This window comes from Halomonas sp. LC1 (genome assembly GCF_030247125.1).
GTDB lineage: Bacteria > Pseudomonadota > Gammaproteobacteria > Pseudomonadales > Halomonadaceae > Vreelandella.
Genome location: NZ_JASSPG010000001.1, coordinates 311,529 through 323,797, shown reverse-complemented (window position 1 = coordinate 323,797; position 12,269 = coordinate 311,529). Strand labels below are relative to the sequence as shown.

The window sequence follows — 12,269 nt, the reverse complement described above, 5'->3', positions numbered from 1 at the left end:
CGTCGCCTGAGGTTTTGCCATGAATTATTACGCCGCCCCGGTCCGTGATTTTCGCTTCGTGCTCGAAGAGATGTTAGCCCACCACTCCCTGTCGCTACCGGGATTCGAAGAGGCCACGCCAGATCTCGTCGAGGCCGTTCTGGAAGAGGCCGCGAAGCTGGCGGGCGATGTGTGGGCCCCGCTCAACAGCACCGGCGATCGTCAGGGGGCTAAGCGCCACACTGATGGCAGTGTGACTACCCCAGAAGGCTTTGCCGCCGCCTATCACGCCTATGTGGAGGGTGGTTGGAACGGTATTGGGGTGTCTGAAGAGCTGGGCGGGCAGAACCTACCCGAAGTGGTGGCCAGCGCGGTACAGGAGATGCTTCACGGCGCAAACATGGCCCTGGGGCTGTGCCCGATGCTCACTGCCGGTGCCATCGAAGCGCTGGCCCACCACGGTAGCGATGCTCTCAAAGCCATCTACCTACCCAAGCTGGTCGAAGGGACTTGGACCGGCACCATGAACCTCACCGAACCACAAGCAGGGTCGGACCTCTCCAAAGTGCGTACCAAAGCCGTTCCAGAAGGCGAGCACTACCGCATCAGCGGCCAAAAGATCTACATCACCTGGGGCGAACACGACGCCGCCGAGAACATCATCCACCTCGTCCTTGCCCGTAAGCCCGATGCTCCGGAAGGCAATAAGGGCATTTCACTGTTCCTGGTTCCCAAATTTCTGGTGAACGACGACGGCACGCTCGGCGAGCGTAACGACGTCACCTGTGCCTCCATCGAGCACAAGCTCGGCATTCACGGCTCGCCCACCTGCACGCTCAGCTTTGGGGAAAACGGCGGTGCCGTAGGCTATCTCGTCGGCGAGGAAGGGCGCGGGTTGAACCATATGTTCACCATGATGAACGAGGCGCGCCATAAAGTTGGGATTCAAGGCATTGGCGTGGCCGAACGCGCCTGCCAGCACGCCTTTGCCTACGCCCATGACCGTACCCAGGGCCGCTCGCCCAAACAGCGGGGCGGCAGCGAATGCACCATTAGCGACCACTTTGATGTGCGCCGAATGCTGCTCTCTATGCGTGCCCGTACCGATGCGCTGCGTGCATTGGCGCTCTACTGTGCCGGGCAGTTGGATATCGCTCGCCGTGCCGAGAGCGACGCCGAACGCCAAGCCGCTCAGGCCTGCGCCGATGTTCTGATCCCGATTGTGAAGAGCTTCTCGACCGACCAAGCGGTGGATATCGCCTCTATGGGCGTGCAGGTACACGGCGGCATGGGCTACGTGGAAGAGACCGGCGCGGCCCAGCTATTGCGGGATGCGCGCATTGCGCCTATTTATGAAGGCACCAACGGCATTCAAGCGCTGGACTTGGCGGGCCGCAAACTGCAACGAGACGGCGGTGCGGCGCTCTCTGTGCTGATCGATGATGTGCATAAAACGGCCGAAGCGCTGCGCGGCGAGACATCGCTTGCCAGCATGGGCAGTGCGCTCGCGGCGGGCGCTGACGACCTGCGCGCTGCCATGACCTTGGTGCTGGAGCAGGGCAGCGACCCTGAACACGGTCCCGATGCCGTACAGGCGTACGCCACGCCGCTGTTGAACCTGGCCGGGCACGTGCTGTGCGCTTGGCAAATGGGCATCGCGGCGCTTCACGCCCAACAGGCTGTAAAAGGCGGCAGCGATGAGCCGTTTTACCGCACCAAGCTCTGCAGCGCCGAGTTTGCCATTCACCAATGGCTGCCGGTTGGCCGCGCCCAGCGTGCCGTGATCGAGGCCGGCTGGCAGTGTTTTAGCCAGTTCGATAGCGCGGCTCACTAACGCCACCGCCGCCTTATGGGCGGCGGTATTCGTTATGAATGTCCAATAATAAAACGTCCTATAACAACAGCGAGAGTGCAGGAACCGATCATGACCTCCATCTTTGAACAAGACTTACCGCCGACCGCCGCCAACCATGTGCCGCTCTCACCGCTCACGTTTATTGAGCGCTCGGCGGCCATCTACCCGGACTACCCCGCGGTCGTGCATGGCGCAACGCGCCGCACCTGGGCCGAGACCTGGACGCGCTGCCGCCAGCTAGCCTCAGCGCTGGAAAAGCGCGGCATTCAACCCGGGCAAACGGTGGCCGCCATGCTGCCCAATATTCCCGCGATGTTCGAGGCGCACTTCGGAGTGCCATTGGCGGGCTGCGTGCTGAATACGCTCAATATTCGCCTCGATGCCGATGCGATTGGCTATATGCTGGCCCACGGCGAAGCCAAGGCGGTTCTAGTAGACCCTGAGTTTGCCGAGGTGATTCAAGCGGCGGTTGCCAAGTTGGAAAGCAAACCGCTGATTATTGACGTAGCCGACCCCGAGTTTTTGGGCGACACCCAAGGCATTGGCGAGTTGGAGTACGAAGCGCTACTGGCTGAGGGCGACGCTGATTACGCTTATCGGCTGCCCAACGACGAGTGGCAGGCGATTTCGCTGAACTACACCTCCGGCACTACCGGCAAGCCCAAGGGCGTGGTGTATCACCATCGCGGTGCTTACCTGAACGCGGTGAGTAATATTCTCGAGTGGGCCATGCCCCATCACCCGGTGTATCTGTGGACGCTGCCGATGTTCCACTGCAACGGCTGGTGCTTCCCCTGGACCATTGCCGCCAATGCGGGCGTTAGCGTGTGCCTGCGCAAAGTCGATCCCAAACGCATCACGGACCTGATCGTCGAAGAGGGCGTCACCCACTTCAGCGGCGCGCCGATTGTGCTCAATGGGTTGGTGAACCTACCGGCCGACCAAAAGCGGGTGTTTGATCATCCGGTAAAAGTGACCACCGCCGGTGCCGCGCCGCCCGCCTCGGTGATTGCTGGGGTGGAAAAGCTGGGTATCGAAGTCACTCACGTATACGGGCTTACCGAAGTGTACGGCCCGGTGACCGTATGTGCTTGGCGCGAGGCGTGGAACGAGCTGCCACTGGAGTCCCGTGCCAAAATCAAGGCCCGCCAAGGCGTGCGCTACCACATGCTGGAAGCGCTCTGCGTGGCCGACCCGGTGACGTTAGAACCCGTCGCTAAAGATGGCCGAACCATGGGCGAGATCTTGATGCGTGGCAACAACGTGATGAAGGGGTATCTCAAAAACGCCGAGGCGACGGAAAAAGCGCTAGAGGGCGGCTGGTACCACACCGGTGATTTAGCGGTATGGCACGCCGATGGCTATATCGAGATTAAAGACCGCTCGAAAGATATCATCATCTCCGGCGGTGAAAATATCTCCACCATCGAAGTGGAAGATACCATTTACAGCCATCCAGCGGTTGAAGAGGCGGCGGTCGTCGCGAAGCCGGACGAAAAGTGGGGCGAAACGCCCTGTGCGTTTGTTAAGTTAAAAATCGGCTACGGCGAGGTCACCGAGGCGGATATCATCGCCCACTGCCGTGAGCGTTTAGCGAGCTTTAAGGTGCCCAAAACGGTGATTTTTAGCGAGCTGCCGAAAACATCGACGGGCAAAATTCAAAAATTCGTGCTGCGTGAAGAAGCCAAGCAGCACCAGTCAGGGGGGCAGCAATGAGCGAACAACGGATCGGCGTGGTAGGCGCAGGCACCATGGGGCAGGGCATTGCCCAAGTGGTCGCCGCCAGTGGCTTTAACGTTCGGCTGTACGATGTCGCCGACGAGCAGCTCACCCGCGCCAAAGGCGCTATCGATAAAGGGCTCGAGAAGCTCGTTGCCAAAGAGAAGATGACCGCAGAGGGCAAGCAAGAAGCACTCGCTCGACTCTCTACCACCACGGCGCTCGATGCGCTCAGCGACTGCAGCGTGATTATCGAAGCCGCCCCTGAGCAGCCTGCTCTGAAAGAGAAGCTGTTTCGCGATCTCAGCCATCTGAGCAGCGATGCCATCCTGGCCTCTAACACGTCCTCGTTGTCTCTCACTCGCTTGGCCGCTGTATGCGAGCGTCCTGAGCGAGTAGTGGGTATGCACTTCTTCAACCCAGTGCCGGTACTCAAGTTGGTGGAAGTGATCCGTGCTGAGCAAACCTCGGATGCCACCGTCGAGCGCATTGAAGCGCTGGCCAAAGCGCTGGGCAAAACCGCCGTGCCGGTAGGCGACGCGCCGGGCTTTGCCGTGAATCGTTTGCTAGTGCCGATGATTAACGAAGCCGCATTTATCGTGCAGGAAGGCACCGCGACGCCGGAAGCCATCGATGAGGCCATGAAGCTGGGTGCTGCCCACCCGATGGGGCCGCTGGCGCTGGCGGATTTGATCGGCCTAGATGTATGCCTCGCGATTATGGACGTGCTGCAGGAAGGCTTTGGCGACCCCAAATATCGCCCCTGCCCGCTGCTCAAGCGCATGGTGGCCGCAGGCTACCTGGGCCGTAAGAGCGGCCGTGGGTTCTATATCTACGAATAGCCAACTGCCGGATTGAAGCGCGACAAAAGAAGTGATTGCCACCCAACCAAGCGTTCGCTAGGGTTGAGTGGTCATCACTTACAAGCGCAATAACAATCAAGGAGCCATCATGAGCGACGCAGTGATCGAGAAGGTTGATAACGACGGTGTAGTGCGCCTGACCATTAATCGCCCTAAAGCCCTGAACGCGCTGAATAGCGACGTGCTCAGCGCTTTGGAAGCGCATTTAGTCGAGCTTGAAGCGCACCCCAACCTGCGGGCGGTATTGATTACCGGCGCTGGGGAAAAATCCTTTGTGGCCGGGGCAGACATCACTGAAATGCGTGATAAAACCCCCGAAGAGGCCCGCGCATTTGCCAGCCAGGCACTGCGTACCATCAAGCGACTTGAGACACTGCCCGTGCCGGTGGTCGCGCTGGTGAACGGGTTTTGCCTTGGCGGCGGCTGCGAACTGGCGCTGGCCTGCGACTGGGCCGTCGCCAGCGATAACGCTGTCTTCGGCCAGCCGGAAGTCCTGTTAGGCGTCATTCCTGGCTTTGGCGGCACCCAACGCCTGCCGCGCCGAGTCGGCCCCGCCATGGCGATTGATTTGGTCACTACCGGGCGCAAAATCGATGCCCACGAAGCGCTGCGCATTGGCCTCGTTAACCGCGTGATGCCCCAAGCGGAGCTTGAGAACTACGTCGAAGAACTCACCAAACAGCTGAAGGGCAACGGGCCGCAGTCGGTTCGCGGAGCCAAACAAGCCGTTCATGACGGCATGGACCAAGACCTGGATAGCGCCCTGGCGCTGGAAACCAGCCTGTTCGCTTTCTGCTTTGCAGGTCAGGAGCAGAAAGAGGGCATGAGTGCCTTTGTCGAAAAGCGTAAACCCAATTTCTAAGCTCTCTTTTTTCGAGTTTTACTTATTTGAGGGGTGGCGCATGCGTCATCCCTTATTTTATTCTCAGGCTTACTATTTCTTACTATGCCGGAGTGACCGCGATGCAGTGGGCCGCCTTTCTTCTTGCCGCGCTGGGGTTTGCCTATTTACCCGGGCCTGCGATGTTATACACCGCAGCACAAACGCTGGGACGTGGCCGACGGGCGGGCTGGTTGGCGGTGGCTGGGGTGCATCTTGGTTGCTATGTACATGTTATCGCCGCTGCACTGGGGTTAGCGCTACTGTTTGCGGCCATTCCACCTGCCTATCTGGCGATGAAAATCATCGGTGGACTCTATTTGCTCTGGATGGGCGTGCGTTTATGGCAACAAGGCATTCGCACGAGCAGTGACGAACTGCCGCTCGCCTCAACCAAGCGGGTACTGCGCGATAGCTTTCTGGTGGAAGTGCTTAACCCCAAAACGGCGCTTTTCTTCGTGGCGTTTCTGCCGCAATTTGTGCAGCCCGATATTGCCATGCCGGTCGCGTGGCAACTGCTTTGGTTAGGCATTGCCACCAATCTGTTGTTCTCATCAGCGGATGTGGTGGTGGTGCTATTGGCCAGCCCGCTTCGCGCATGGCTGCAAACGTCTCATGGCTCTTCCCGGTTGATTCAACGGATTGGCGGAGGCGTATTAATGGGGCTCGGAGGTAATACACTGGTGCAGGCAGCACGATAGGGCCAGTCACTGTGATGTTCACCGTAAGGAGCGTGGCATGTTCGATCTGTATATCGCTAACAAGAACTACTCTTCCTGGTCGCTGCGCCCTTGGGTGTTGCTGAAAGCGTTGGAGATCCCCTTTAATGAGCACCTCATGCCGTTTGAGGGTGGCTTTGGGGAGAGTCACACCACGTTCAAGCGCTTTTCACCGTCGGGCTTAGTGCCGTGTTTGGTCGATAGTGAGCACGACGTGGCCGTGTGGGATTCCTTGGCGATCGTCGAGTACGTGGCCGAGACACATCCAAACATATGGCCATCAGCGCGTGGGGCGCGGGCCTGGGCGCGCTCGGCCAGTGCCGAAATGCACAGCGGCTTTGGCGCACTGCGCGACGAATGTTCGATGAACTGTGGCGTACGCGTGGCCATGAACGAGCTTTCCCCAGGGCTGAAAAGCAATCTGGCTCGGTTAGATGCCCTGTGGCAAGAAGGGCTTGCGCGTTTTGGCGGCCCGTTTCTGGCAGGCGAACACTTTACGGCGGTGGATGCGTTTTACGCCCCTGTGGCGTTTCGGATACAAACCTTCAATCTGCCGCTGAGTGACGCCTCCCTTGCTTATGTGCAGCGCCTGTTGGCGCTTCCCGCTATGCAGGATTGGTACGACGCCGCGCTGAAGGAGGCCTGGCGCGAACCTATGCACGAAGAGGAAACGTTGAAAAACGCCACGCTGCTTCGCGATGAACGCAACACGGCGTGATGGGGATAAATCCGCTACACTGGCGCGCCCCTTCTTTCGAGAGAGACCTTTGCCATGGCGCTGAGCGCGACCCCTTATAAAGTCGATGTTAACTTGACCGATCTGGATCGCAGCGTTTACGAGACGCTGCGCTTCACCGTGGCCCGTCATCCCTCAGAAACCGAAGAGCGTCTCTGCGCACGTTTGATTGCTTACCTGCTCTGGTACAGCGAATCGTTGGGGTTTGGGCGCGGGCTTTCCGATGTGGACGAGCCTGCGCTTTGGGAAAAGAGCCTGGATGGTCGCGTGCTTCACTGGATCGAAGTCGGCCTACCCGATGCCGAACGTTTGACCTGGTGCTCGCGCCGGGCAGAGCGGGTCTCGCTGCTGGCGTATGGTCGCGTGGATATTTGGGAAAGCAAAGTGCTGCCTGCCGTTGCCTCGTTGAAGAACGTGCACGTCGCCGGGCTGCCCCAAGAAACGCTGGCCACCGTAGCAGCAGATTTGCCCCGGGCGATTAACTGGGCAGTGATGATTAGCGATGGATCGTTGTTCATCACCGACGACAATGGTCAGCATGAGATGACCCCGAAGTGGCTATTGCGGGAGCGCTGAACCATGTTGTGCTAGGTTTTAAAGACGTGTGGTCGGTCTGAACAGGAAGTCGCGTTAATGATGGGTGATTCCTAGAATGTAGCTTGCTATCTATTTGCATGATTACATACAATCAGCAATGTTTGTTGCTCCCCGCTACGTTCGTATTTGCCCGTTTTAGCCCTCAACTCAAGGAATGAGCATGATGCCATCTGCTATATCACGCAGCGTTGCACGCTGCGATACGCGTTTTCAACAGACAAAGCGTCACCCGCTAAGGTTCTACAAAGCGATCCTGCCGTTCGTGCTACCCATGGGCCTGTTACCCACCATGGCGTTGGCCGACGATAGCGCGCTGTCCGTCAAGCTGGAAAATGATGGCTTCGCCAGCAGCGACGATGGCCACTTTACCAGTGGCTTCGAGCTGAATTGGATGTTTACCCCGGAGCCGCAGAGCTGGACCCAGCGTTTGGCCACGGCGTTACCGGATAGCCTCATTGGTGAAGCGGATCGCGCTTCGTATCGTCTGGTACATCAAATCTACACGCCCAATGTGATCGAGCGTCGTGACTTGATCGAAGATGACCGCCCCTACGCTGGGTTGGTGTACGGTGGCGTATCGCTTTATGAGGATAAAGCGGTCGGCCGCTGGCAGCAGGCTACGGATTTGCACTTGGACGTGGGTTTGGTCGGACCTTCTTCTCAAGCGGATAGCATTCAGCGGGAAGTGCACCGGGTGACCGATAGCGACCGTCCTCGCGGGTGGCGAAACCAGCTCGGTGATGAGGCCATCCTCAACCTGACCATGCGTCGCCAGTGGTGGCACGATGCCCCCTTGGCCGGAAAGCAGTTTTCCCATGGGCCCAGCGTTGGTGCGGCGTTGGGGAACCTGTACACCTACGCCAGTGCAGGCTACAGCGTACGCTGGGGAGACGATGCGCAGGGTATTCCCACGCTGACGCCAAATCCTGGCAGTCATCATCAGTTGAACGGCACTAGCGGCTGGCAGTGGTACCTATTCGCGCACGTGGAAGGGTACTACATGGCACAAAACCTGACGCTCGATGGGAATACCTTCCGTGATAGCCACTCGGTCGACCGCAACGAGTGGGTGGCCGAGGCATCTGCCGGGTTAGCATTGGCTTGGGATGCGTGGCAGGTGACGTACGCCGCCGTTCAGCGCACCCGCGAATTCGATGGTCAGGATGAGCAGGACACGTTTGGCGCCGTTACGCTGACACGGCGCTTCTAAGCCATCCGATAATCTCCTGCAAGGGCAGTGATTAACGACGGGGTAAGGTGATTCGAGATGGCTAATAAGTACCCTCACACACCGGATGGCCGCTATTTCGTCGCTAACAACCGACTTTGGCGCTGCACCGACCCCCGCCTCACGGAAGAGCAGAAGCGCGTCCATATCAAAGCGCTGATGAAGGCGCGTCGGGCGGTACGCAGCGCCCAGCAGCAAGGGGACGACGACGCGCTGCGTCAAGCGCGTCAGTCGGTGCAAGAGGCCAAGGAAGCCTTGGGCGAGCGTGGTCCTGTCTGGTGGGAAGATGGCGCGCCCGATGAGGGAGGCCTGGCGCCTCATAACAGTTCGTATGCCCAGTGGTGGGCGTCGCACTCCTAAACCATGGTTGCTACCCTGAGCTGTGTAAGGAATAGGTTTCTTCACTCAGGAGGAGTGGCATATGGACATGGTGTTTTTTGGCGGGTGGCAAAGTCTGGCCCGTACCCTCGTCGTAGGCGTGCTTGCTTACACGGTGTTGGTTGTCTTCTTGCGGATGTCTGGCAATCGCACGCTATCGAAAATGAACGCCTTTGATTTGATCGTGACGGTCGCGTTGGGCTCTACGTTGGCAACGGTACTGCTGTCGAAAGACGTGGCGCTGGCAGAAGGCGCGCTGGCGTTGGGGCTGCTGATTTTTCTTCAATTCCTGATCACATGGCTGAGCGTTCGCGTGAGCTGGGTCAAGCGGTTAGTGACCGGCGAGCCGCGTTTGTTGCTGTACGAGGGTGAGCTGTTGCTCGACGCGCTGCGCAAGGCACGGGTGACGCGGGATGAAGTACGCTCTGCGGTACGGAGTAGCGGCTTGGCCAATCTCGATGCCGCTCAGGCGGTGGTGTTGGAGACCGATGGCTCGCTGAGCGTGGTGAAACGCAGCAGCCAACCGGGGGAAACCAGCCTGCGAGGTGTGCAGAGCCCCTAGCGATGGGGCGTTAGCTGTCGATAGCGCTATGCCGTTCACGGCTAGCCGCCATGGTGGTACGCTGCGCGCCTTTCTCTCCTACTGTGTAAGGGCAATCCGTGAACGTTAAAGCTGATCTCTCGATCTTGGACATCGTTGGCCATTTGTTGATTTGGGTGGTACTGACCCTGATTACCTTTGGCATTGCACTGTTTTTCTTTCCTTACTCGTTTGCTCGTTTCGTAATCAACCGCACCCGCGTGGTCGATAACGCAACGGGTATCGAGCGGAAAATGGTGTGTGATATCAATATCTTCAGCAACGTTGGCCATATCATTTTATGGATGGTCATTTCATTTCTTACGTTGGGGCTCGGTTACATCTTCTACTTTTACCGGGTGTGGAACTACGCCCTCAATAACGCTCGTCTGCAGTAATCTCTCCGGTTGTACGTCCACCCGCGCCACAATATCGCCTCTGCCGAGCGTCGGCAGAGGATTTGTGAGTGATAAGCGTTTGCGTTTAACGCATCGTCGCTTGCGTTTCAACTAGCCATTCGGCGTCATTGACAACGTTTGTACAACTCCCTATATTTCCCGTGAATAAAAATTACTATCATTAATATTAATATTTGCTCCGGGATCTAACATGATGAAAACCACTCCTCACTTTCGACTGCGGGCGCTGAGCGTCGCGGTCGCCTTAGCGTCTGCCACTTCGGTATCGGCTGTTAGCGCACAAGAAAATGCCTCTGACCGCGTTAATCTGGAAACGGTAGAAGTCACTGCTGACGCAGCGGGCCGCTTTGGTTACAGCGATGCCGAACGCGAACCCAGCGTCGGCAAGCTGGATGTGCCGCTGGCCGAGCAGCCTTACGCCATGTCCGTCATCGACCAAGAGTTCATCCAGGATAGCGGTGCCAAAAACATTCAGGATGCGCTGCTGTATACCCCCGGCGTGTATGCAGGCAACTTTGGCTTCGACACCCGTGGCGACAGTGCCAAAGTGCGCGGGCTAGACGCAGGTCGCTATTTGGATGGCTTGCGCCAGGTGTATGGCTCTTACAACACCGTGCGTACCAACGTATACGCACTCGAGAGCGTCGAGGTCCTACGTGGGCCATCTTCCATGCTTTATGGCCAAGCGGATCTAGGCGGCATCATCAACGGCGTTTCGAAACTGCCTCAAGAGGAGAGCAGCGGAGAAGTGTGGGCGCAGTACGGCTCCTATGACCGCAAGCAGCTGGCGCTGGATGTCACCGGCGCGGCAGATGAGGACGGTGAATTTCTGTATCGCTTGGTGGCATTGACCCGTGATAGCGACACCCAAGTCGATTACGTCGAGGATGATGGCTACTTGTTTGCGCCGTCGTTTACTTGGCGTCCCAGCGACGAGACCAGCATTACGCTGCTGCTCAATCGCCAGGAAAACAAAGGCCAGGTATCAGCGCAGTTTCTGCCCCAGGCGGGCACGTTGGAGCCAGGGTCGCGTGGGTTCATTGGCTCTGAGCGGTTCGTGGGCGAGCCCGGCTGGGATCGTTATGACCGCGAAAAAACCGAAACGACGCTATTCGTCGATCACCAGCTCCACGATGACTGGACCTTTGCAGCCACCGCGCGCTACACCGATTCCAGCACCGAAACCCGCGAACACTGGATCGATATTCCGAGCGTTCCCGATGCCGACGGTAACGTCAACCGCACCATCTTCACCGCCGATGCCGAAACGCGCATTCTCAATATGGATGCCCGGCTGGAAGGCGAGTTCGCGCTTGGCAATACTCAGCACACCCTCATTGCAGGCATCGACCGTCAGGACGCCCGCTGGTCTCAGGATAACTACAGTTATGTCACGGGAGGTGGAGGTCAGTTCAACGTCTACAACCCCCAGTATGGCAACCTGCAGCTGGACTCACTGAACCCCACCGACCGCCCGGATAATGAAATCGAACAGGTGGGCGTGTATCTGGCGGATCACATCGAAGTAGGGCCCGTGGTCGTCTCCGCAGGCCTGCGTCGTGACTGGGCAGAGAACCGCACGCTGGCGCTGTCTGGACCGGATACGGTGAGCGATGAGGGCGAAACCACGGGGCGCGTGGGGCTGATGTACCGTTTCGATAACGGCTTCTCGCCCTATGTGAGCTATTCGGAAGCGTTCGCCATGAACCTGGGCACCGACGGAACGGCCAATCCGAGCCCGTTGAAACCTACGACCGGCGACCAAGAAGAAGTTGGCTTCAAGTACGTCTCTCCAGATCAATCGCTGGCCGTGAGTGCCGCCTACTTTGACATCACGCAGCAAAACCGTATTAGCGACGGCGTTACCCCAGGCGGCGTAGAGCAGCTAGGTGCCGTGGTCGATGGCTGGGAACTGCAGGTGAACAAGCGCTGGCAGCAGTTCGAAACCCAGCTCGCCTACACCAACTTGAACGCCACCAACGACAGTACCGGTACGCGGTTACCGTACGTGGCCGAAGAGCAGGCTTCCTGGTGGAACCGACTGTATGTGGGTAGTCACTGGCGTATTGGGGCGGGCGTTCGTTATGTCGGCGACAACGTGGGGTCTGGCGGTGCGCCCGTGGTGCCTTCCAGCACGCTGTATGATGCGATGGTGGGTTACACCATGGGCGAGTGGGACTTCTCGGTGGACCTGAAAAACGCCACGGATGAAGAGTATGTCTCCTGGTGCCGTTATGACGGCGGCGACTGTGGCTACGGCGACCGCCGCAGCGTTACGGCCAACGTGCGCTATCAGTTTTAATACGCGCGACATAC

General features: G+C 58.5%; 12 protein-coding genes. All 12 read left to right on the top strand.

Annotated elements, in window-relative coordinates:
• Positions 1-19 precede the first annotated feature (19 nt).
• The 12 genes from QIT27_RS01510 (at position 20) to QIT27_RS01455 (ending at position 12,255) form a co-directional block, all read left to right on the top strand.
• On the top strand, positions 20-1,813 hold the full coding sequence (locus QIT27_RS01510; protein ID WP_285262666.1) for an acyl-CoA dehydrogenase: 1,794 nt from the start codon (positions 20-22) through the stop codon (positions 1,811-1,813).
• Positions 1,814-1,903: 90 nt separating this feature from the next.
• Positions 1,904-3,550 carry an acyl-CoA synthetase gene (locus QIT27_RS01505; protein ID WP_285262665.1) on the top strand — a complete coding sequence of 549 codons (1,647 nt, stop codon included), beginning with the start codon at positions 1,904-1,906 and terminating at the stop codon, positions 3,548-3,550.
• The gene (locus QIT27_RS01500; protein ID WP_285262664.1) at positions 3,547-4,395 is read left to right on the top strand and encodes a 3-hydroxybutyryl-CoA dehydrogenase; all 849 of its coding nucleotides are present in this window, start codon (positions 3,547-3,549) and stop codon (positions 4,393-4,395) included. The genes QIT27_RS01505 and QIT27_RS01500 overlap by 4 nt, the downstream gene beginning before the upstream one ends.
• A gap of 109 nt (positions 4,396-4,504) precedes the next feature.
• Complete coding sequence (locus tag QIT27_RS01495; protein ID WP_285262663.1) at positions 4,505-5,278, top strand: enoyl-CoA hydratase-related protein; 774 nt, start codon at positions 4,505-4,507, stop codon at positions 5,276-5,278.
• 101 nt (positions 5,279-5,379) lie between these two features.
• Positions 5,380-5,997: a LysE family translocator gene (locus QIT27_RS01490; RefSeq protein ID WP_253016977.1), complete on the top strand. Its 618-nt coding sequence runs from the start codon at positions 5,380-5,382 to the stop codon at positions 5,995-5,997.
• 37 nt (positions 5,998-6,034) lie between these two features.
• Positions 6,035-6,733: a glutathione S-transferase family protein gene (locus QIT27_RS01485; RefSeq protein ID WP_285262662.1), complete on the top strand. Its 699-nt coding sequence runs from the start codon at positions 6,035-6,037 to the stop codon at positions 6,731-6,733.
• A 54-nt stretch (positions 6,734-6,787) separates the two neighbouring features.
• Positions 6,788-7,327: a YaeQ family protein gene (locus tag QIT27_RS01480; protein ID WP_285262661.1), complete on the top strand. Its 540-nt coding sequence runs from the start codon at positions 6,788-6,790 to the stop codon at positions 7,325-7,327.
• A 292-nt stretch (positions 7,328-7,619) separates the two neighbouring features.
• Positions 7,620-8,558 (top strand): lipid A deacylase LpxR family protein, encoded by a 939-nt coding sequence (locus tag QIT27_RS01475; RefSeq protein WP_285262833.1) that lies wholly within the window; start codon positions 7,620-7,622, stop codon positions 8,556-8,558.
• A gap of 57 nt (positions 8,559-8,615) precedes the next feature.
• Complete coding sequence (locus tag QIT27_RS01470; RefSeq protein ID WP_285262660.1) at positions 8,616-8,936, top strand: hypothetical protein; 321 nt, start codon at positions 8,616-8,618, stop codon at positions 8,934-8,936.
• 61 nt (positions 8,937-8,997) lie between these two features.
• The gene (locus tag QIT27_RS01465; protein ID WP_253016984.1) at positions 8,998-9,516 is read left to right on the top strand and encodes a DUF421 domain-containing protein; all 519 of its coding nucleotides are present in this window, start codon (positions 8,998-9,000) and stop codon (positions 9,514-9,516) included.
• Positions 9,517-9,614: 98 nt separating this feature from the next.
• Positions 9,615-9,932 (top strand): DUF6693 family protein, encoded by a 318-nt coding sequence (locus QIT27_RS01460; RefSeq protein WP_253016986.1) that lies wholly within the window; start codon positions 9,615-9,617, stop codon positions 9,930-9,932.
• A gap of 211 nt (positions 9,933-10,143) precedes the next feature.
• Positions 10,144-12,255, top strand: coding sequence for a TonB-dependent siderophore receptor (locus QIT27_RS01455; protein WP_285262659.1), 2,112 nt, complete (start codon positions 10,144-10,146; stop codon positions 12,253-12,255).
• Positions 12,256-12,269 lie beyond the last annotated feature (14 nt).

Excerpts from the sequence above, each read along its gene's own strand:
- QIT27_RS01475 (WP_285262833.1), top strand. The coding sequence starts at position 7,620 with ATGGGCCTGTTACCCACCATGGCGTTGGCCGACGATAGCGCGCTGTCC.
- QIT27_RS01505 (WP_285262665.1), top strand. The coding sequence starts at position 1,904 with ATGACCTCCATCTTTGAACAAGACTTACCGCCGACCGCCGCCAACCAT.
- QIT27_RS01470 (WP_285262660.1), top strand. The coding sequence starts at position 8,616 with ATGGCTAATAAGTACCCTCACACACCGGATGGCCGCTATTTCGTCGCT.
- QIT27_RS01490 (WP_253016977.1), top strand. The coding sequence starts at position 5,380 with ATGCAGTGGGCCGCCTTTCTTCTTGCCGCGCTGGGGTTTGCCTATTTA.
- QIT27_RS01510 (WP_285262666.1), top strand. The coding sequence starts at position 20 with ATGAATTATTACGCCGCCCCGGTCCGTGATTTTCGCTTCGTGCTCGAA.
- QIT27_RS01495 (WP_285262663.1), top strand. The coding sequence starts at position 4,505 with ATGAGCGACGCAGTGATCGAGAAGGTTGATAACGACGGTGTAGTGCGC.
- QIT27_RS01455 (WP_285262659.1), top strand. The coding sequence starts at position 10,144 with ATGATGAAAACCACTCCTCACTTTCGACTGCGGGCGCTGAGCGTCGCG.
- QIT27_RS01465 (WP_253016984.1), top strand. The coding sequence starts at position 8,998 with ATGGACATGGTGTTTTTTGGCGGGTGGCAAAGTCTGGCCCGTACCCTC.
- QIT27_RS01500 (WP_285262664.1), top strand. The coding sequence starts at position 3,547 with ATGAGCGAACAACGGATCGGCGTGGTAGGCGCAGGCACCATGGGGCAG.
- QIT27_RS01485 (WP_285262662.1), top strand. The coding sequence starts at position 6,035 with ATGTTCGATCTGTATATCGCTAACAAGAACTACTCTTCCTGGTCGCTG.
- QIT27_RS01480 (WP_285262661.1), top strand. The coding sequence starts at position 6,788 with ATGGCGCTGAGCGCGACCCCTTATAAAGTCGATGTTAACTTGACCGAT.